Here is a 20,677-nt window from a genome sequence, read left to right as displayed (position 1 = left end):
TTTCTCTGACTCTCTTTTTCAGTGGAGAACTGTTATTGTTCACTCTCTATTTGTTCACTGGTTTTGCCGTATCTTCTTTCCCGCCTCTGATATTCGATAATTGCTTCGTATAAAGCATCTTCCCCAAAATCGGGCCAGAAAGTGCCGGTAAAATAAAATTCCGCATAGGCGCATTGCCACAACAAAAAATTGCTTATCCGTTGCTCGCCTCCGGTTCTTATCAGCAGGTCGGGATCAGGGATATCACCGGTGGTGAGATAACCGCTGAATGTTCCTTCATCAATATCCCCTTCCTGTAAAACCCCTTTCACCACGTCTGCGGCCATCTTTTTAGCAGCCGTAGTGAGTTCCCATTTAGATGAGTAACTTAAAGCAAGCACTAAAGTAAGCCCTGTTCCTCCTGCCGTTTCTCTGACACATTCTTCCAGCGCGGTGCGGGCATATTCGGGAAGTCGCTCCATATCGCCGATGGAGCGGATCCGGACCCCATTCTTCTTCAGATCGGCGGTCTCCTTGGAGACGGCATACACCATCAAATCCATCAATCCCCTCACCTCTTCGCTGGGACGTCTCCAGTTTTCTGTGGAGAAGGCATAGAGCGTGAGATACTGTATCGACGCTTTCGATGCAGCCTCCACGACTCTTCTTATCGCACTCACTCCTTCTCTATGTCCTTCGCCTCGCTCCAATCCTCTGGTTTTTGCCCATCGACCGTTGCCATCCATGATGATGGCAATGTGGGCAGGAAGGCGGTTTTTGTCTATCTTGTCAATCAATGACATCTTCTTTATGTCTGAATGGTTAATTCCCGTGACAGGGATCTTCACGCATGCCGAATTCCCATGTCAGAAAAATTATTGTGAATGAATACCAGTCCCTGTTCTTAAGGAAGCTGCTTTTAATGCCGAAAGGAGTGTCCAAATTCCATCCGGTGGTTTTTTCAGTAACATCAAAATCGTCGCCAAAGAGTTTTCGCATTGAAAACTCAATGCCGATATTCATCCTGTTTTTTAATTTATACTTAAATCCCATTCCCAAAGGGATGTTCGCACCAGTAAAAGTTTTCTCCCCGGTGGCATAAGTGAGGCCTACCCCTGTGAACAGGTAAGGAGTATAGGGTTTTGTCCCGAGGTACGCGTACTTATCGCTATACGGAAAAAAATTAAACTCCACCTGTGTGCCCAACTCAGCCAGCGTACGTTGAAAAGAAGCCTGCCGCGCAAACGGAAAACGGTTGCCCGAGTCGTCACTGTTCCCTGAGACATTGGCTGCAAATATATTGCTTTTGATACTCCAGAGAAAATTGATGTTGTGCCGGAACAAAAGTCCCCCGCTTATTCCGGGATGGAGGTAGAATTTGGTCTTATTGGCATCGCCCATATAAAATGAAGTGCCGGCAGCGCCTCCTATCTCGTACTTGTATTCCTGAGCGCAGATATTTGTGATAGGTGCCATCAAGAAGAGACCCCTTACCAAAAGGGAGACAACGACAGATCTTTCAATTTTCATACTGTTGAGCATTTTTGTCTCAACTCTAACGCAAATTTAGCGCATAAATTGTTCAGGACAAGGCTTGTTTTACCCGTAAAAGTGGCTTTTCCTGTCAATTCAGGGCAAACTTATTGAGCCTGCCTTTCCAGATATCCACTAGGGGAGTATTGGATGAGGATATTCCGCCGAATATCCATATATTGTTGTTCGCGTCGGTAACCACGGAAGGATAAGTCCTTCCCGCAAAGTCGGCTGGAAAGGATTGGTTTTCTCCTGCTGTGATCCAATCCACACCATAATTGTCTGAATACATCAACAGATTTTTTCCGGCTGACGTGGCAATCAGGTAAGGCTTGTCGTCATAGAAAAAGAGGCTGCTTCCTTTCATTGCACCTTCTGCCGGCCTTTTTGACCTGATATATTTAATAACCCCACCGTCTTCCTGTAACAGCCAGATATCGTCATTGGAGGTGCCAAGGGTTGTCGCTCCGCCAGACAGGAAGATAAATTTGCTGGCATAAGAGGTACTGCTTTCCACTTTTATCGATGAAAAATCCGTTACCGGTATGTTGGCTGGTGTGTCGTTCATCAGGACCATATCAGAGAGATGGTTGTTTGCCCGGGCAAACTTGATTTTTTCGTCGTGACTTACCGCCAGCAAAATATTGCCGGGGGTTGATGAGGGTAATTCGCCGTAAAGGGCTTTCACCTCGTACTCTGTTTGCACCCAACTCCAGTCGGCGCCGTTGGTCGATCGATAAACAGTGCCTGTGGCCGCGTCGAGAGCATAGATGATGTCTCCGGAGACGATAAGCGACGAAAGGCGAAGAGTGTGGGGTATGCCGGACAGGTTGACTGTTCCCCACTGTGGGGTCTCGGAAATGGCGGTGGACACTGCTTTCATCTCTTCTCCCGACTTGTAATAGGTGTAAAACCGGTTGTTGTAGATGATTGTTGTTTGATTTTCTACCGGTGAACCGAGGTAGTTTCCTGCTATTTTTCCCCAAATGAGGATATATGGGTCTTCCTGATATATGTTCAGTTGAAAATCATAATTTTTTGACGTGACACCATCGGGAGCCGTAGTCTTGATTTTGCGTAACCTGGCGATGGAGATTGAATCCGACGCGTTCCATGCATAGGTGCTGTCGGGATCGAGGGTTAAATCTATCATTGAAAAAGCCCAACTGGTTGATCCTGTAAGCTTTAGCATGGCGCTATCCACGTGAAAACCGTAGGGAAGCGGTTCCTTGTTGTATAATTTCCCGTTTACTTGGTCAATGGTGAAAACCACTCCGGGTAACAGGTTGGTGGTATCGGTCTTGGAGGTAAGGGAGATAGCATATATTTGCGGATCAGTGGGGTATTCCATATTGTTGTTGGATGAATTAAGACAAGAGGAAAACAACAATAAGTTCGCGATAACTAGCGATGCCCCAAGGAAATATTTAGATATCATTTGTTTCAAAACTATTGTACACCAGAGTTGTTTAGGATATGCAAAAGTAGAAAGATTTTTCTCTTTAACCATATTAAAATGAATATTTAATGAAAATTTCGAGTTATTTTACTCTTTAAATGAAATTGCACCGAACCGGGGTAATTTCTGAAAGCGGCCACATCTCCCCGTATGGCCGGCGCTTCCACACCCGATTGGATCCCCTTTTGGGCTATCTCCACATAGGCCTCGTCCCACATCTCTTTTTCTATGAAAGAGGCTAACAATTGAGCTCCTCCCTCAATCATCAAGGAGTATATTTTTTCATCGTATAACCGGTCTAAGATCTGTTGGCAGACGTCTCCCGAGAAGTCTATTTCTATGTATTTTACAGGGCTTTTTTTTGCGGTGTGGGCAGGAGCGGATGCCGTGAAAACGATGGTAGGCGCTGGTCCGTCAAAAATCGACGCGTCGGCGGGGATTTTATTTTGCCTGTCGATAACCACTCTCAAGGGGTCGTTGCCGAACCATTTTCTTGCTGTCAACCGCGGATCGTCCAGCAGGGCGGTATTTGTTCCTACCATGATCCCTTGTACCTGTGTGCGGAATTTATGCACAATAGTGTGTGTCACCGTGTTGGATATAATAACCGGACGCTTGCCATCACCCGGCTTACGAAGGTAATCCATGAAACCATCGCTGCTCTGCGCCCATTTTAAAATTATGTAAGGCCTGTGATGGAGTTGATTGACAAAGAACATCCGGTTCAGCTCAAGAGCCTCTTTCTCCAGCATTCCCAGCGTCACTTCGATGCCATTCTCCCGCATCATCGCAATGCCTTTTCCGGAAACGTTCGGGTTGGGGTCACCGGTAGCCACCACCACCCGAGGAATTTCCCTGTGAATGATCAACTCCGCACAGGGAGGGGTTTTGCCATGATGTGCACAGGGTTCGAGAGAGACATAAAGAGTGGATTCCCGCAGTAACGCGCCGTCTTTTACCGAAGCAATGGCATTTACCTCCGCGTGGGCCTCTCCATATTGACGATGAAATCCTTCCCCGATAATTTTGCCGTTATGCACCACTACGGCGCCTACCAAAGGGTTCGGCTTTGTGAAGCCTTCACCCTTGCGGGCAAGTTGAAGGCATCTCTCCATAAATAGCGGATTTAATTCCATTTTTTTGTTATCTTTACACATCGTTATGCGACACTCAGTTCAACATATTATCCTACAGGAGTTGGAGGGTCTCTACACAAGAGAGGAGATATCCGTTCTCACGCGACTTATCCTGGAAGAGGTATGCGGTAACAAAATTAATCATTTCTCCGGTTCGGAGCGCAGGAAAGCGGAAGATATTACCTTTAGGCTGAAAAGCGGTGAGCCGATACAGTACATATTGGGAAAGACGGAATTTTACGGGATGCCTTTCGCCGTTACGCCGGATGTGCTTATCCCCCGCCCGGAAACCGAGGAACTCGTGGAGTGGATCCTTGCCGGAAACCGGCGGCCGGGTTTCTCGGTGCTCGATATCGGAACCGGCAGCGGTTGTATCGCGGTGACGCTGGCCAAGAAAATACGGGGCGCCCACGTCTATGCGTGGGATATATCGGAAAGGGCGCTGAAGGTCGCATCGGAAAATGCATTCCTGAACGGTGTCAACGTGCGCTTTTCGTTGCGGGATATCTTTCAGCCGGTGGATAAGGAACCCCTCTTTGACCTGATAGTAAGCAATCCACCCTATGTGACCGAATCGGAAAAGAGGACCATGGAGGCAAATGTGCTTGGTTTTGAGCCCCATGGGGCGCTTTTTGTTCCTGACGACCATGCTTTGATCTTTTATGAGCGGATCGCCGATGTGGCACTGACGTCACTCTACAACGGAGGTGAGTTGTATTTCGAGATCAACAGGGATAAAGGTATGGAAGTGTGCGACATGCTTCGAGGCAAGGGTTTTGCCCATGTGGAATTGAGAAAGGATATTTCGGGGAATGACAGGATGGTACGTGCCATAAAACCGGATGATCATGGATAAAAAAGGGAAAATCATCACCGAGGAGGCGGCTTATGCGAGGATGGCGCGGACCTGCTCGCAAAAGGAGTGCGCTCCCTTTGATATCACCCGGAAACTCAAGAGGATGGAACTGACGGAACCAGTAATAGACAAGATTATCCATCGGCTGAAAAAAGAGAAGTTTCTTGATGAAAAACGGTTCATCCGTAGTTATATCCATGACAAACTCCACTTTAATAAATGGGGTAAGGGAAAAATTGCGCTTTTTTTAAAGTGCAAACAACTGCCTCAGGAGTTAATCGAAGAGGGATTCGCTGAATTTTCCGATATTTCTTTCGGCCTGTCACTACAGCCAATGCTGGAGAAAAAATGGAAGAGTGTGACAGGAAAGTCGGACTACGAAAAACGGGGAAAATTGATCCGGTATGCGTTGGGCAGGGGGTTTTCCATGGAGGAGGTGATGGCCTGTATGAAACGAATGGAGATGGGGGATGCCTTCGATGAAACGCAATAAGTTATTGCATGAACTGACACACCTTTTTTACCCGAACGTGTGTGTGGTGTGTGGCAACGAATTACTGCCCGGGGAAAAAGGAGCCTGCCTGCAATGCCTCTATAAGTTGCCGAAAACCCATAACTTCTCGGAGCCCGATAACGATGCGGAAAAGCTGATGGCCGGACGGATACCTTTCGAGCGGATTGCCTCTTATTGTGTCTATGCCAAGGAAGGAACCCTCCCTCCCTTGATCCATCACCTGAAATACCGCCATAAGCAAGAGATCGGCCTGCTATTGGGAAGGATGTTTGGTAAAGACCTGATAGGGAGTGAATTCATCCACTCCGTCGACTTGATAGTGCCGGTGCCGCTCCATCCCAAAAGGGAAAAGAGGAGGGGATACAACCAGGCCGCGATAATCGCCAATGGCCTTTCCGAAGTCACCGGCCTACCCGTTTCCACAAATAACCTGATTCGCATAGTATACAATCCCACCCAGACAAAACGGACAAAAACACAGCGTTGGGAAAATGTAAAAGATATTTTCAAAGTGGCCGATCCGCGCCTGTTCGAACGGAAACACCTGTTGCTGGTAGATGACGTGATTACCACGGGATCCACACTGGAAGCCTGTGGAATGGCGTTGCAGGCGTGTAAGCATGTGAAAATCAGTATTGCCACTCTCGGGGAGGTTTTTTAATCCTATTTTTTTTCAGAAATTGCGACCGAATAATTTTGAAAAAGCGTACTTTTGTGGTTAATCTGCGAAAAAGGTGACAAAAATAAATTAATCGTATGAACACGCTACAGAAATTGACAGCCGAGAAGCTTCTTAGAATTAAAGCCATTAAACTACAGCCATCTAACCCGTTTACATGGGCCTCAGGTTGGAAATCACCCATATATTGTGACAACCGGAAACTGATGTCTTATCCGGCTATACGTAATTTTGTGAAAGTGGAATTTGCCCGCCTTGTCCTTGAGAAATATCCGCAGGCCGACGCGGTGGCAGGGGTTGCCACGGGCGCTATTGCCCCCGGCGCGTTGGTGGCCGACCTGCTCGGATTACCTTTTGTGTATGTGCGTTCCGCGCCGAAAGATCACGGACTGGAAAATATGATAGAGGGTGACTTGAAACCGAAACAGAAGGTGATCGTGATCGAGGACCTGGTCTCCACGGGAGGAAGTAGCCTGAAGGCGGTGGAAGCTATTCGCAATAATGGTTCGGACGTCCTCGGCATGCTGGCGGTGTTTACCTATGGGTTTCCTTATGCCGAGAAACGTATGCATGAGGCGCGGGTGGAACTCACCACGCTTTGCAATTACGACGCGATACTGGATGAGGCGTTGGCGACCGATTACATTGATGAATCCGAGCTACAGACCTTACAGGACTGGCGCAAAGATCCTGAAAACTGGGGACAACCCGCAAAAAAAAGTAAAAGATGACCGAATTTACCAGTGAGGTGAAAACCATTCCGCACAATGATGCGGATGTGTTCCGTGTGCTTTCCGATTTCCGGAAACTCGAGGTGGTAAAGGATAAGATTCCCGAAGATAAACTCAAAGAATTCTCGTTTGACCAAGACAGTGTCTCCTTCCGGGTCGATCCGGTAGGGGAGGTGGCTTTCCAGGTGTTGGAGCGAGAGCCGAACAAACTGGTGAAATTTAAGTCGGACAAGCTGCCTTTTGATATTTTCCTGTGGATACAACTGGTTTCCAAAGCAGAAAAAGATACCCGCTTGCGAATGACGGTAAGGGCTGACTTAAACCCCTTTATCAGGGGGATGATCGAGAAACCGATGAAGGAAGCGGTGGATAAGATCTCCGATATGCTGGCAGAGTTGCCTTATGATCAGATTTGATGCGATGCATATCTTCGGAGATCTCCGCCATGCTTTTTCCTAAAGTTGTACCGGTTCGCGCCGCGCCGGCAGAGCATATATGCTCCAATGGATACACATGCCGGCGGCGGATTTATGCACCGGTGATATCTATTCTTCAATCCGGAAACGTCCTTTTAACCGGATATCGTTGGAGGCAGCACCGATCATCACGGTGAACTCTCCCGGCTCGGTGATGCGCCGCATATCCTGGTTATACAGTGCCAGGTCGTCATATGACAGGGTAAACTCCACTTGTTTCGATTCGCCCTTCGGGATATGGATCCGTCGAAAATCTTTCAGTTGGATGGGAGGAGTCACCACCGAACTTATATTGTCACGAAGATAGAGTTGCACCACTTCGTCCCCGTCAATACCGCCCGTATTGGTGACGGTACAGGATATCCGCACATGGTCTTGCGTTACGTTTACGAAAAGGTCGTCGTAACTGAAATCGGTATAACTCAATCCATACCCGAAAGCATACAGGGGAGAACCGCTCTCTTCCACATAATCGGCCTGCCTGCCCAATGAGTAATATACCGGTAATTGCCCCACTGAACGTGGGATGGAGACAGGTAACCTGCCCGCCGGATTATAGTCTCCGAAAAGGATGTCGGCGACAGCGTGCCCCCCTCCCTGTCCCGGATACCACGCCGTGAGCAGCGCATCGGCTTTTACCGATGCGTTATTCATATTTAACGGGCGCCCTTGTATGTAGATCACGATCAATGGCTTTCCGGTATCGGCGAGGGCATCCAGCAGCTTTTCCTGGTCGCCCGGCAGGTCGAGTGAATTGCGGTCGTATCCTTCGCCCGACTCCATATCCGGAAGAATTTCATCCGGGTTGTTGTTGACTGTAGCCGCTCCGGTTTCAATGTACTCCGTCTTGAAATCCCGCGCGCTGGATCCTCCCACCACCAACAGGATCACGTCGGACCGGCGGGCTATCCGTACCGCTGCTTCTATATCGCTTTGGGTGGTATCCCGGATGGCGCATCCTTTCGCATAGCGGACAACAGTCCGGGGATTTACGGCTTTTTTGATCCCGTCGAGCACGGTCACAATATTGCTTCGCTCCTGCGGGGCGGTGTAATCACCCAACTGGTTGTAGATATTATCGGCGTTCGGGCCGATCACCGCAATGGAACCGATCTCTTTGGGAAGCGGCAGGAGTCCATCGTTGTTTTTGAGCAATACGATACCCTGGCGGGCCACCTCGCGAGCGATCTGTTTATGCGCCTCACTCCTTACGAAACGAGCTGCCTGATCGGGGTTGACATAGGGATTTTCGAACAGTCCCATTTCGAATTTCATCCGGAGGATGTGGGCTGCCGCATCGTCTATCTCCCGCATGGTGATAAGCCCTTCTTCCAATGCGCTTGCAAGGTTTCTTCCATAGGCATTTCCCCCGAGGTCGGCGTCCACCCCTGCTTGTAACGCCATGGCGGCTGCATGTTTGATATCGGGTGCCACGCGGTGTGTTCCCGCGATGCCTTCGATACTGCCGAGGTCGGAGAATACAAACCCGTCGAAACTCCATTGACCGCGCAACACATCTTTTAGCAGGAACCGGTGTGCGGTGGCGGGGATGCCGTCAATGGCATTATAGGAAGTCATAACGGTCTTCACTCCCGCGGCAGTCACCTTCTTGAACGGTGACAAATGGTCGGAGAATAATTCCCGCATTCCGATATGCGCCTGTTGTCCGTTGTGTCCGCCCAAAGGCACACCGTAGGCAGCAAAATGCTTGGGGGTGGAATAGAGATGCCGGCCGTTGCCGAAATCATCTCCCTGCAGCCCCTGAACAAAGGAAACACCCAGTTTTGCCGTCAGTACCGGATCTTCACCGAAAGTTTCTTCCACTCTCGACCATCTGGGTTCCCTTGCCAGATCGAGGATCGGGCCATATCCTATATGGGCGCCCTGCAACCGTGTCTCAAGGGCGATTGCTTCCGCCATTTGCCCTATCAGCCCGGGATTCCATGTGCTGCCTTGCCCGAGGCCGGTGGGGAAAACGGTTGTGCCGATAGCCATGTGTCCATGCATACACTCTTCGGCGAAGAAAAGGGGAATGCCCAGCCGGGTATGTTCTACGGCATATTTTTGTAATTCGTTCAGGGCATTGGCCGCCAACCGGGGATTAAGGCCTGTCTGTAACGTTTTCCGGGTCCACGGGTCAGCCCGTAGCGTCGCCCAGAAGCCGCCCAGCGGCATGGCTTGCATCCGTTCCCTGAACAAGCCGGAAGGTGTGACGGAATATTCACCTGTTTTGGTGTACATCTCCCATCCGGTGGGAAAACACAGCTGACCGATCTTCTCCTCCATTGTCATAAGGCTCAACAGATCCTTTACCCTCTCTTCGACCGGGGCGGTCGGGTCCTTGTAGCGTTGTTGTGCCACAGATAGTTGTGCGATGGCGCACAAACAGAGGATGATGATGAAACGAATTATTTTCTTCATTATTTAATTACAAAAAATCCAACTCCGCGATTGCTACCGATCTTCCGTCTCCCGCGATGGCTGTGGCTTGTACCCGTATATAACGGGCAGTTACAGGCTTGCCGAATGGGTGTGTCCGCGGAGTGGGATCGTTCATCAGATTCCCGAATTCAAAGGTTTCCACCGTTTTCCAGTTTTTCCCGTCAGCGCTGACCTGAATATTTCCTTTGGCCATCATCCCCTCGGAGTGAAAGGTCTGAGGTGTGTATACCATCGCCTTCAGTTCATATTCCTTGCCAAGATCAATAGCGATGAAGTGAGGCATTGCGCCTTCCTGTGATTGCCAGTAAGTGCGGCGATTTGCATCGAAAGCGTGCGGGGCCGCGGCGCGGTCGCTTCGTTGACTATTGACGCCGAGCAATACCCAGTCTTTTTTCACAATTCCGAATGCTTCGCTATGTACCGGCCCTTGCACGTCATTGTTGAACGAGACTGCTTTCAGCACATTGTTCTCCACTTTTACAGGATTCTCGTATCGTTGGGAATTCTGGGTCGGTTCCGATCCGTCGAGCGTGTAAAAAATCTCATATCCGGTATTCAGGTTGTCGGCGGCATTCTCCCCGTGGGGATTCCAATTGAATTCGGTTTGCAACGGCGCAATGGTGACCATTCCCTCTTTGTCGCGGGTAAACGCCAGTTGGGGCGGGCGGGTACGGTAATAGTGTGCCGATATGTGGCTGATAGCCGGATCAAGCCGTGACTCCAACACACGGACACGTATCTTATCGGTCGTGACTTCGGGAAAACGGAGAATACGCTTATAACCGATGTTGGTCGCCGTGGCAACCTCTTTCCACTGATTGTCTATCCATGCGTCCACCGCATGTTGTTCCACTCGTTCACTGTGGGTGGCGATGGCTTCCTGTAACATCAGCCGGTTGATCGTGGCGGGCGCGGGGAGTGTGACGACGATCTCGCGCTTGTTTTCAGGCAATAACAGGTAGGTGTCCGGATCGCCGTCCAGTGCCTGTTTCGGCCCTTTGGCATCTTGCAAGAGGTTTACTTGGTAAGTTTCCCGGATTCGTTTTCCCACTTCTTCGAGCGCCTCTACATCCCGGGGAGAGAATGTCCCTTCACGGTTGGGTGGAATATTCAGCAGGAATGTGGAATTTCCCCCGACGGAACGTTCGTAAATGTCGAACAAATCGTCGGCGGTCCGCACTTTCTGGTGCGTATCGTCGCGGTAAAACCACCCTTCGCGAATGGAGGTATTGGTCTCGGCCTGTTGGTAATGAAGGTATTTACCCTCATAAAGCTTCTCCCTTGAGCCCAGATCGGTATTGGTCAGATCGGAAAAATGGGTGGAGGAATGGGGATCTTCGGGATAAGTGATCACGTTCCACTCGTTAGGCCGTGTGGCTCCTGCTTCATTGCCGCACCAGCGGATATCTTCACGCCCGAAAATGACCGCCTTGGGCGCGAGGGTACGGATCAGTTCCTTCCATGCCGGATAGTGATATGTCTGTCCGCCTTTTCTTTTGGGATGCGCGCCATCAAACCATACTTCATGGATCTCGCCATATTCTGTCAGTATCTCGAAAAGCTGATTCAGGAAATATTCATTGTAATCATCCACTTCGAACTCGAACGTGGTTTTGTTTTCGAACGGGCGACCCGGCACCTCGCGCGGAATGGTGCGTTTTCTATATTCACTCAGGTTGCCGTACAACCCTTCGGGATGTTCAATTTGATACAAATCTGCCGGGGAGAGATAAACGCCGAGTTTCAACCCATATTTCTCGCATGATTCCGAAAGGTCTTTGAGTATATCGCCTTTCCCTCCGAGGAACCCCGACGACATGATGCCATGGTCGGTGTAACGGCTTTGCCACAGCACGAATCCGTCATGATGCTTGACGGTGAGGATGACCATTTTCATGCCGGCTGCTTTCATGGCCTGACACCACTGGTCGGTGTCGAGCGTTTTCAGATCAAAAACCGCCGGGTCTTCCATGCCGTCGCCCCACTCTTTACGGGTAAAGGTGTTGGGGCCGAAGTGAATAAAAGCGATGAATTCGTTTCTCAAGGCATCTAACTGGTTCTTTGTAGGAACCACATGAGCCGCCTTTTCGATAATGAGCTCTTTACTGTCTCCCTCTTCTATTTTGATTGTGCTTCGAGGTGTGATGGAACTTTGTGATCCTGTTTGGCAAGATAAAAGAAGAATGCCGGCCAGGAATAGAATCATTTTTTGCATTATTGGAATGATTTATCTGCTCGTTTCATATGATGAATACTTTTATTCTCAAAGGTATCATAATGGAACTCCGCTTTAATAGTTTTCTTGTGTGAAAAAGGTTTATTTGCTCGTTTCAAATGAAAATACCAATGGCAAGTTAGCATGATTTTTTATAACCGGCAAAACGATACGGGTTTTATTTTCCTCTACTCTCCATTTTACCTGTTTTCGGGTGTGGAGAAGAGTCACCTTGCTTCCTTTTTTGGGTGTGTTGCCTTCCCACTCGACCACCGGGGGAATTTCCTTTCCGCTTTCAGGAACATAAAGGGCGTAGGTTGTTTTGCTGTCCTTGTCTGCTGTGAACCATACGTCCCCGCTATGGTAATGAGGAGTGATACGGGTGTTGTATATGCTTTTGCCGTTTATTTTCAGCCAGTCGCCGATCTCTTTCAATATTCCTTCCACTTCCGGCTGGATAATCCCTTCGGGTGTGGGTCCCACACCCAGGAGAAAGTTTCCTCCCTTTGCCGTCACTTCGACCAGCAGCGCGATCACTTCGGCCGGTGTCTTGAAGGAGGCGTCCGGTATCCACCCCCAGTCGCTGCTCAGAGGAATACAACTTTCCCAGGGGTAGGTGAGTTGTTCCGCGGGAATGGAGCGTTCCGGTGTCTGGTAGTTCTCGTATTTCCCGCGGATGGTGCGGTCTACGATCAGCAAACCGGGCTGGTTGCCGCGCGCCATTGCCGCGATCCTGTCCATATCGATATCCTGTCTGGGAGGAGCTACCCATCCGCCGTCGAGCCAAAGGATGTCTATATCACCGTAGTGGGTCATCAACTCCTGTATCTGTCTGAAAGTGAATTGTTTGAATTTCTCCCATCGTTCCGGGTGGCGTTCGATTTTGTAGTTTACATTCCGGGTAGGGGTGGCAAAATAGTCCCACCAGTAATATTGGCTATGCCAGTCGGGTTTGGAGAAATAGGCTCCCACCATAAAATCCTTTTGTCGGAAGGCTTCAAACACGTATTTTGCCACATCGGCTTTCGGATGGTTTTTGAAGGGGCCTTTAGCGATGGAGAAATCCGATTCTTTCGTATCGAACAGGTTGAAACCGTCATGATGTTTGGTGGTGAAGATGGCATATCTCATTCCCGCCTTTTCCATCACGTCACTCCACTGGCCGGGATCGAAGTCTACCGGATTGAACCGGTCTTTCAACCCCCAGTACCAACGCTTGTATTCCTCATAGGAGACCGTACTGTCGCGCGGTATCCAATCGACATCTTCCGAACAGATCGACCATGATTCCACTATTCCCGGGACGGAGTATAGACCCCAATGGAACAGTACCCCGAATTTGAGATCCTGCCACTCATCCAGTTTTTTGAGGACGTTCTCTTCTTCCGGCCAGACATATCCTTTCGATTGTTCGTGTACGAAACCCTGCTGGGAATGGATCAGTGCGGAGAATAGTATCCCACACAAGATCAAGATTTGTTTTTTGTGCATTTTTCTTTTTGTGTGAAAAGGGAACCCAGGAGAATAACCATCGGTATTCTCCCGATTCCCTTGCTGTTTAATCCAATGGCTTACTTGTCACTCCATTGTTGTTATTTAGCCCAGAATGGTTTGATATAAGCGTCATCCGTTCCTCCCATAGACTGGACTTGCGCATTATAATTCTCAGTGTTGTTATTTCGTTCCGAAGCCGGATATCGAACCCGGTTGGGAAGAGTCTTTAACAATTGGGCAGTTACATCTTCCGGATAGTAGAACTCCGGATATCCTGTACGGCGGATTTCGTTCCATGCCTGAAAAGGTTGTAAAAATCCAAAGTTCAGCCATTTTTGAGTAATAATTGCGATCTCTTTGTTTGTGGCTGCATTCCAGACTTTTTCAGCATACGCCACAATGAGGGATTCAGCGGGAATATCCATTTTTGTCCCGTCGCTGCTTGGGCTTACTTTGTTTTCTTCAAAGTAGAATTGGGTGGAATGTAGTATTCCGTCGATAAAAGCTTGCTTGGCATCTCCATCTGCCCAACCTCTTTGGAACGCTTCGGCTTTCATGAAGTCAACCTCCGCGGCAGTCACAATGGGACTTATTAGGTTTCTGTTAAATATAACCGTTGTGGAATCAATGCGAGAATAAACGCGTTGAGATTCTGAAAGATTAGTGTTGGTTTGTTGCTCGGCATAGGTTTCGTGGGTGGACAATCCTTTATACTCTCCTGCGGCATTGGTGGAATACATGATAGGTAAGCGAGGATCGTTCTCTCCTAAAGTCCCTTCGGTGAGCAAGACGTTCAGCATTTCTTGTGAAGCCCGGCTGTGATCTTTGAATCCATCACGGAATTCATCTCCGTAATTGAAGTCCCGGGTGTCGGGAAGTACCTGGATTGTTTCAGTTAGTGCCGAGACAAGCGGATAGTTACCGTTCAGAATTTCCGCGACAATTTGCCTGCCTTTCGAAGAGAGATCACCTTGAGAGGCGACCCGCATGGCTAATCGCAATCGAAGTGAATTGCAATATTTTATCCATAAAGAAAGATCTCCTTTGTTGATAAAGTCTTGCGCGGCAAGGATGTTATTTGGACTCCCTATCGCATTTAATTCGGTATAAATTTCTCCCAGCCTGTCAAGCATCTCCGAATAGATATCAGTCGCTTTATCATAAGATGGATATGATCCCTGCAAATCGTTGGTAATATAAAGGTAGCCCGCTTTCGAGAAGGGTACATCCCCGAAGGTATCTATAATTTGAGACAGATGATCGTACACAAATATTTCGGACAAGTTCACGAAAACTTTGTAATTGGCTTGTTGTACGGCATCTAATTTCCCGAATTCATGCTGTAATATACGAAATTGAGCCAAAACATCATAAAAATTTTCCCAACGATTGTTGGCATAACTGTCATTTGCCGTATACATACCCCCCGGAGCATTTAAGAAACCGATCGTTTGTGCATAAACGCCCATAACGCCATTTTCCCATGTGTAGGAACGCCAGTAGGAATTGAATGTGAAATCTCTTCCGGCATGGAAGACGCCTGTCATCAATTTTTCGATGGATGGTTCCGATGTTTGTTCCGGATTATTGTATTTACTAGAGTAGTCGTCATCGGCACAGCGATTAAAGCCGGCAACCAATCCTAATCCTATCATCAGTATAAATATTCTTTTCATTTTAGTTGCTTTTTAATGTTAAGATCAGATTATTTCAGAAACTGGCACGTAAAGAAATTCCGAAAGAACGGGTAGTAGCCGTTGATCCTCCGATAACAGCCTGAGAAATCCAGCTTGTACCGTCAGTTGCTTCGGCATCGAAGTCCGGCAGGTTCTTATAGAGATAGAATAAATTACGTCCCCAAACAGATAACTGTAAATTTTTGCAATTGAATTTTGAAGTGAGAGCCGACGCAAAGCTATAAGTCAGGGATAATTCACGCAATTTCACGTAGCTGTTGTCAAATACGGAATGAGAATAGAAGGTCGGACCTGACGGATCCCAACCACCCCAATTGTATGTCCAGTTGTAATACTTGTCGGCTTGGATCATAATGTCATTGGGCGTTCCGTCTTCTTTAACCCCCGGTAAGATCATTCCGTTATCATAGATCTTTTCCCCATTAGGGCCTTGCGCTCCACTATAGGGGACGCTATTCGTGTTCGCATCCAGATAATAGGTCATCCCTCCGTGTTCCGCATCCCGGTATTGCATGGAGCTTTCCAGTGAACCGCGTCCCATTAAATATTGATAAGGCATGTTCAGAATAGCTCCGCCTACACGATAGTCAAAACTAGCATCCAGAGAAATGTTTTTGTAAGCTACCGATGTGGCGAATCCGCCGACAAATTTAGGCATGGCATTTCCCACTTTCACCGGCTCATCGGTCAGTTTATAAAGTCCGTCACTCCCGATAATATTATTTCCGTTTTCGTCTTTGGCCGGGGCTAATGAATAGAAGTCGCCCATCGGCTCCCCTACCTTGGAATAAAGAAACAATGATCCGTTATCTTCATTTCTGTGTTGCAACGTATTAATTCCCTCGGCCAGTTTTGTTACTTTATTCCTATTCAGGGCAAAATTACCCTGAACTTTCCATGACCAATCTTTGGTCAGTATGGGAGTCCCGTGTACCGAAACCTCCCATCCCTTGTTCTGTAATTCACCCACATTCATCCAGATCCCTCTGGCTCCGGAAGAGGAGGGCATGGTCGTTTCCAGGATCTGGTCTTTCACGGTATTGGTATAGAAAGACATATCCAATCCTAAACGATTCGCGAAGAATCTGCTTTCCAATCCGAATTCCCATTCATACTTCTTCTCCGGTTTGATCCCTTCGTTACCGATTACCACAGGGATTCTATTGTAGATGTATCCTGAGGCGCTGTTTTGCTCATATGCCTTCGTCGCTTTGTAAATTTGCGGGGCATTTCCCACAATGCCGTAGGATGCGCGGATTTTACCGTAGTCGTACCATGCCGGTTTGCTGTCTCCCATCAGTTCTGAGAAAATAATACTACTGTTTACCGATGGATAGAAGAACGAATTGTTTCCGCTGGCCAGGGTTGAGGTTTTTTCCTGGCGTCCTGTTGCTTCCACAAAAGCCCAGTTATTATAGGAAAGGCTTACGGTCCCGAAAAAAGCCGTCTTTAAAAGCTCACTCAGTACCATATCTGCATTTTTTGTTTCTTTGCTGGCATTCAAATGGAACCAGTTTTCCACTGAAAGGCCCCCGGAAGTCCCGACACTGGATTCATAATTTGTCTCGGTTCGTCCTTGCCAACCAACTGACGCCAAAAGGCCTACCGCATCAGTCAGGTTTGTATCGTAAGTAAGCATTATGTCGCCATAATAAATTTCATAACGACTATTCGTAAGACCATAATATCCGGTGAATTCATTGAATAAAGTGGATTGTTCCGTCTTCTCTTTTCTCTCCATTTTATCAACAATTAAGTCGGTTGCCATGCGCCCGCGAAGGGTTAAACCGTCGATAATTCTCCAGGTTGGAGTAACACTGGCTATCAGGCGATTGTTTTTTTCGAGTTGTTCCCGTCCATAAATATTCCAATAATATTCGTCGACCAATGCATAGGTAGAGGGAGTCCATTCGAAACCTTCATCCGGTGTCAAATGTTTCGAATTATTGTATGCCATATTTTTATAACCTAAACTGGTCATGGTATGCTCTCTCAAATAATTTACGTCATCGAACGCCCCGAACATACCGCCAAAATTGTTTGTCAACCGGCTTATCCGATAAGGGCGGTTTTTTATGTTTGTCAGAATGTAATTCACGGCATAATCCACACTCAGGGCTTCCGATATTTTTTGACTTCCTGTCAGATTGAAATTATGCTTATCATATGTAGAGTTATACTGAGTGGGTAAATTGTCGACATATGTGTAGGAAAGACGGGTATTTCCCTTCTCGTCACCTCTGACGATAGCCAAATTGTATTGTTGGGTCAATCCGGTGCGGAACACATCACTCCAAGGATCACTGGTGATCGGAGAATATTTGCGCATGGTTCCATCGTAATAAAGAACATCTCTGCCATCGTATTTGGGTCCAAAATAGGTGGTGGTGGGGTAAAATGTTTGCCGCATCGTTCCGTTCCTGTCTGTACGATTATACCATCCGTCTGCATCGGATCCGGAAGCTATACGAGACCCTACACGCACGCCAGGTCCGAACGTTGTTTGATATTTCGGCATATACGCGACAACGTCCGCCGTCAAGCTGGCATTGAAATCAACACCGAAACCTTGCACGCCTTTACCCGATTTTGTGGTGATCATCACAACCCCGTTGGCGGCTTCCGAACCGTATAATGCGGAGGCGGAGGCTCCTTTCAAAATCGATAAACTTTCTATGTCTTCCGGATTGATGTCCGCTAGACCGTTGGTTTGTATACGTTGGTTGTCCCAATAACCGTCGGTATTGGCATCGGTGTTGTGAATGGGAACACCATCTACAATAATCAAAGGCTGGTTTGTTCCTGTAATAGAACTCAATCCTCTGACATTGATAGATATAGATCCTGTCAGTCCGCCCGGCGCGGTTTGAATGCGCACCCCCGAAGCTTTCCCGTATAGCGCCGATCCTAAATTCGGAGAGGCTGTTCTGAGTAAATCTTCCGAGCTGACATTACTAATCGCGTATCCCAGTTTTTTAGCATCCCTCTTGATTCCCAATGCCGTCACTACCACTTCTTCCAACATTTCCGAGTCGGAGTCCATTACAACCTCAATGGTTGTTCTTCCGTTTACCGGAACAGATTGAGTGGCCATTCCCACATAACTGAATTGCAATGTGGCATCCGCGGGAACATTGCTCAATGTATAATTCCCGTCTATATCGGTCACTGTTCCATGCGTTGCGTTTCCCTGTACCACAATCGTCGCTCCGATAACCGGTTCATTGTAAACATTGGTTACCGTTCCAGTCACGGTAATGTTTTGAGCGAACATCGCCAAGGATATTATCCACATCCATGCGAATAGAAATCCTTTCCACTTAAATGACATCTCTCTTTTCATTCTTTCTTCTTTTAATAATTGATGTGATTTTTATTTAATTACAGGATATCTTTTCATTTTCGAAAAGATTCTTCATTTTTCAACATATTATATTAAATAGTTTGTGAATTTCTATTTAACAACCATATAATCAGGTGATTGCTTCGTTTTTTTTAAGAAGTGTGTTTACTGTCAATAATCAAGCAGTCATGAGCAATTTTGAGTAAAAATGCCGAACCATTGTCATATGTAAAATATAAAATTAAAACCGTTTCCATTATCAGCCCGACTTGTTGCAACCGGAAACCGAATCTTGATAAACCGGTTGTTTTCGTAATTTTCTTCCCTTTTTTGCATATAAATTAAATTTACCTTAGGTTGATAAATGGATCAAAAGATGCTGCTTGTCTGAGATACAAAGAAGCAAAAAAGATAAAAAGTGAAATAAGAATATAACTCTCTTTGTACAAAATACAAACTCTATACATGAGAAATATTTCATTTTCCATTTATGCCTGTCGTTCTTAATAATAGTATAATACTTTATTTTGCAAGCCGTTCATTATTATGCGGAAAGGGAGACGGCGGCTGTCCTGTACTGTGCTGATGTTTTCTGATGCAAAAGTAAAAAAATGATTTTTAATAGAAAAAAATTCTTCGTTTTTTAACGTTTCACATGCTCAATTCTAACCATCGCTCTATCACGCGCGTGGGGTTATTTTACTCCTTTTATATGCCTGAGTACCGTACCAGGCTACCACCACAAAGCATATCAGCGGCAGAATAAATGAAGCATTTACTGCAGGGAATGCCGCTCCTATTGTACCCATATCGATAATCGCTGCCTGTACCGGAGGTAGTACGGATCCTCCCAATATGGCCATGATGAGTCCTGCCGCACCGAATTTCGCATCATCTCCCATTCCTTTCAGGGCAATACCATAGATAGTGGGAAACATGAGCGACATACAGGCCGACACCGCCACCAGACAATAAAGTCCCCCAATGTTCTGAAGAAAGATCACTCCCAGCGTGAATATTCCGGCGGCAATGGCAAACGCGCGTAACATTTTTCCGGGATCGAAGAATTTCATCAGGTAAGTGGCGATTAATCGACTGATACAGAAAATAATCATCGCCACAATATTATATCTCTGAGAAAGCACTTCGGCCACCTGTTCTTCCATTCCCCGGTTCATGAAAACACGCGTGCCATACTGGATGATAAATGTCCAGCACATGATTTGCGCACCCACATAAAAGAATTGCGCGATGACTCCCTGGCGATAGTTGGGAATAGAAAAAATCCGTTTGAGCGTGGTGCCAAAATGGAGGCTTTTATCTTTATCTCCATTTTTAGGCATTCTCATTACAAGGATGATCAGGAACATGGCAAGGACCACGAATCCTATCACCAGATAAGGTGCGATCAGGAGGGAAAGGTCGGATTGCTTCACCGCCTCGAATTCCGTCTCGGAGAGCAGGGCGCGCTCCGCGGTACTCATAGGATTGAGTCGTGCCTGAATAAAATTCATGGCCACGAACATCCCCATAAGCGACCCTATGGGATTAAATGCCTGTGCCATATTAAGTCGTCGGGTAGCGTTCTCCTCGGGGCCCATGGTCAGGACATAGGGGTTGGCACTGGTCTCAAGGAATGATAATCCGCAGGTGAGTACAAAATAAGCTACCAGGAAGGGATAGTAGTTGCCCGACATTTTGGCGGGGAAAAGCAGAAAAGCGCCCGCGGCATATAATGCCAATCCGAGCAAAATTCCCGATTTATAGGAAAATTTCTTTATAAAGATAGCAGCGGGGAATGCCATGGCAAAATAACCTCCGTAAAAAGCCAGTTGTACCAGTGCGCCCTGCGTAACGTTCATCCTGAAAATTTTGGAGAACGCTTTTACCATGGGATTGGTAATATCGTTGGCAAATCCCCACAGCGCGAAGCAGGCGGTAATGATGATAAACGGCAACAGATAATTGACGCTGTTGTGTTTAAGTAATGGTAGTTTCGTTCTGTTCATCTCATTATTTATTGAACCACTCCTGATCATTGTCTGACCATCCTGTCCCCTCCCCGTTGAATCGTCATCAACTCAATGGGGGGAAGGAGTGGATGCATGATGATTGTTGTGGTG

Annotated in this window: 15 protein-coding genes; 5 read left to right on the top strand and 10 right to left on the bottom strand. The window is 47.4% G+C overall.

Features of this window, described 5'->3' with window-relative positions; genetic code table 11:
• Nucleotides 1–32: 32 nt before the first annotated feature.
• The 4 genes from D7D25_RS12560 to ribD form a co-directional block, all read right to left on the bottom strand.
• Entirely contained in the window at nucleotides 33–782 is a 750-nt protein-coding gene (locus D7D25_RS12560; RefSeq protein ID WP_122969303.1) for an isoprenyl transferase, read from the bottom strand.
• Between the two features lie 19 nt (nucleotides 783–801).
• Nucleotides 802–1,509: a DUF6089 family protein gene (locus D7D25_RS12555; RefSeq protein WP_122969349.1), complete on the bottom strand. Its 708-nt coding sequence runs from the start codon at nucleotides 1,507–1,509 to the stop codon at nucleotides 802–804.
• A 94-nt stretch (nucleotides 1,510–1,603) separates the two neighbouring features.
• Nucleotides 1,604–2,863, bottom strand: coding sequence for a DUF6242 domain-containing protein (locus D7D25_RS12550; RefSeq protein ID WP_122969302.1), 1,260 nt, complete (start codon nucleotides 2,861–2,863; stop codon nucleotides 1,604–1,606).
• Between the two features lie 173 nt (nucleotides 2,864–3,036).
• On the bottom strand, nucleotides 3,037–4,107 hold the full coding sequence (gene ribD / locus D7D25_RS12545; protein ID WP_122969348.1) for a bifunctional diaminohydroxyphosphoribosylaminopyrimidine deaminase/5-amino-6-(5-phosphoribosylamino)uracil reductase RibD: 1,071 nt from the start codon (nucleotides 4,105–4,107) through the stop codon (nucleotides 3,037–3,039).
• Between the two features lie 25 nt (nucleotides 4,108–4,132).
• On the opposite strand from ribD, the gene prmC reads away from it, so the two are divergent.
• The 5 genes from prmC to D7D25_RS12520 all read left to right on the top strand — a co-directional run bounded on the left by prmC (nucleotide 4,133) and on the right by D7D25_RS12520 (nucleotide 7,303).
• Nucleotides 4,133–4,963, top strand: a complete 831-nt coding sequence (prmC, locus tag D7D25_RS12540) for a peptide chain release factor N(5)-glutamine methyltransferase (protein ID WP_122969301.1) — start codon at nucleotides 4,133–4,135, stop codon at nucleotides 4,961–4,963.
• Entirely contained in the window at nucleotides 4,956–5,456 is a 501-nt protein-coding gene (locus D7D25_RS12535) for a regulatory protein RecX (RefSeq protein ID WP_158602616.1), read from the top strand. The genes prmC and D7D25_RS12535 overlap by 8 nt, the downstream gene beginning before the upstream one ends.
• Nucleotides 5,443–6,138, top strand: coding sequence for a ComF family protein (locus tag D7D25_RS12530; RefSeq protein ID WP_122969299.1), 696 nt, complete (start codon nucleotides 5,443–5,445; stop codon nucleotides 6,136–6,138). The genes D7D25_RS12535 and D7D25_RS12530 overlap by 14 nt, the downstream gene beginning before the upstream one ends.
• 95 nt (nucleotides 6,139–6,233) lie before the next feature.
• Entirely contained in the window at nucleotides 6,234–6,887 is a 654-nt protein-coding gene (gene pyrE / locus D7D25_RS12525; RefSeq protein WP_122969298.1) for an orotate phosphoribosyltransferase, read from the top strand.
• Nucleotides 6,884–7,303 (top strand): SRPBCC family protein, encoded by a 420-nt coding sequence (locus tag D7D25_RS12520; RefSeq protein WP_122969297.1) that lies wholly within the window; start codon nucleotides 6,884–6,886, stop codon nucleotides 7,301–7,303. Before pyrE ends, D7D25_RS12520 begins: the two co-directional genes overlap by 4 nt.
• 129 nt (nucleotides 7,304–7,432) lie before the next feature.
• Here the strand turns inward: D7D25_RS12520 and D7D25_RS12515 are convergent, their stop codons facing one another.
• The 6 genes from D7D25_RS12515 to fucP form a co-directional block, all read right to left on the bottom strand.
• Nucleotides 7,433–9,784: a glycoside hydrolase family 3 N-terminal domain-containing protein gene (locus tag D7D25_RS12515; protein ID WP_122969296.1), complete on the bottom strand. Its 2,352-nt coding sequence runs from the start codon at nucleotides 9,782–9,784 to the stop codon at nucleotides 7,433–7,435.
• Between the two features lie 7 nt (nucleotides 9,785–9,791).
• Nucleotides 9,792–12,020 carry an alpha-L-fucosidase gene (locus D7D25_RS12510; RefSeq protein ID WP_122969295.1) on the bottom strand — a complete coding sequence of 743 codons (2,229 nt, stop codon included), beginning with the start codon at nucleotides 12,018–12,020 and terminating at the stop codon, nucleotides 9,792–9,794.
• 102 nt (nucleotides 12,021–12,122) lie between these two features.
• Nucleotides 12,123–13,511 (bottom strand): alpha-L-fucosidase, encoded by a 1,389-nt coding sequence (locus D7D25_RS12505; protein WP_122969294.1) that lies wholly within the window; start codon nucleotides 13,509–13,511, stop codon nucleotides 12,123–12,125.
• A 101-nt stretch (nucleotides 13,512–13,612) separates the two neighbouring features.
• Nucleotides 13,613–15,190, bottom strand: coding sequence for a SusD/RagB family nutrient-binding outer membrane lipoprotein (locus D7D25_RS12500; RefSeq protein WP_122969293.1), 1,578 nt, complete (start codon nucleotides 15,188–15,190; stop codon nucleotides 13,613–13,615).
• Nucleotides 15,191–15,224: 34 nt separating this feature from the next.
• Nucleotides 15,225–18,554, bottom strand: a complete 3,330-nt coding sequence (locus tag D7D25_RS12495) for a SusC/RagA family TonB-linked outer membrane protein (RefSeq protein WP_122969292.1) — start codon at nucleotides 18,552–18,554, stop codon at nucleotides 15,225–15,227.
• 680 nt (nucleotides 18,555–19,234) lie between these two features.
• Nucleotides 19,235–20,563, bottom strand: coding sequence for an L-fucose:H+ symporter permease (fucP, locus tag D7D25_RS12490; protein ID WP_122969291.1), 1,329 nt, complete (start codon nucleotides 20,561–20,563; stop codon nucleotides 19,235–19,237).
• Nucleotides 20,564–20,677: the final 114 nt, after the last annotated feature.

The sequence above is a fragment of the Proteiniphilum sp. X52 genome (assembly GCF_003712195.1).
Taxonomy (GTDB): domain Bacteria; phylum Bacteroidota; class Bacteroidia; order Bacteroidales; family Dysgonomonadaceae; genus Proteiniphilum.
This window is presented reverse-complemented; position numbering and strand designations above follow the sequence as displayed.

Excerpts from the sequence above, each read along its gene's own strand:
- D7D25_RS12560 (WP_122969303.1), bottom strand. The coding sequence starts at position 782 with ATGTCATTGATTGACAAGATAGACAAAAACCGCCTTCCTGCCCACATT.
- D7D25_RS12555 (WP_122969349.1), bottom strand. The coding sequence starts at position 1,509 with ATGAAAATTGAAAGATCTGTCGTTGTCTCCCTTTTGGTAAGGGGTCTC.
- D7D25_RS12550 (WP_122969302.1), bottom strand. The coding sequence starts at position 2,863 with ATGGAATACCCCACTGATCCGCAAATATATGCTATCTCCCTTACCTCC.
- ribD (WP_122969348.1), bottom strand. The coding sequence starts at position 4,107 with ATGGAATTAAATCCGCTATTTATGGAGAGATGCCTTCAACTTGCCCGC.
- prmC (WP_122969301.1), top strand. The coding sequence starts at position 4,133 with ATGCGACACTCAGTTCAACATATTATCCTACAGGAGTTGGAGGGTCTC.
- D7D25_RS12535 (WP_158602616.1), top strand. The coding sequence starts at position 4,956 with ATGGATAAAAAAGGGAAAATCATCACCGAGGAGGCGGCTTATGCGAGG.
- D7D25_RS12530 (WP_122969299.1), top strand. The coding sequence starts at position 5,443 with ATGAAACGCAATAAGTTATTGCATGAACTGACACACCTTTTTTACCCG.
- pyrE (WP_122969298.1), top strand. The coding sequence starts at position 6,234 with ATGAACACGCTACAGAAATTGACAGCCGAGAAGCTTCTTAGAATTAAA.
- D7D25_RS12520 (WP_122969297.1), top strand. The coding sequence starts at position 6,884 with ATGACCGAATTTACCAGTGAGGTGAAAACCATTCCGCACAATGATGCG.
- D7D25_RS12515 (WP_122969296.1), bottom strand. The coding sequence starts at position 9,784 with ATGAAGAAAATAATTCGTTTCATCATCATCCTCTGTTTGTGCGCCATC.
- D7D25_RS12510 (WP_122969295.1), bottom strand. The coding sequence starts at position 12,020 with ATGCAAAAAATGATTCTATTCCTGGCCGGCATTCTTCTTTTATCTTGC.
- D7D25_RS12505 (WP_122969294.1), bottom strand. The coding sequence starts at position 13,511 with ATGCACAAAAAACAAATCTTGATCTTGTGTGGGATACTATTCTCCGCA.
- D7D25_RS12500 (WP_122969293.1), bottom strand. The coding sequence starts at position 15,190 with ATGAAAAGAATATTTATACTGATGATAGGATTAGGATTGGTTGCCGGC.
- D7D25_RS12495 (WP_122969292.1), bottom strand. The coding sequence starts at position 18,554 with ATGAAAAGAGAGATGTCATTTAAGTGGAAAGGATTTCTATTCGCATGG.
- fucP (WP_122969291.1), bottom strand. The coding sequence starts at position 20,563 with ATGAACAGAACGAAACTACCATTACTTAAACACAACAGCGTCAATTAT.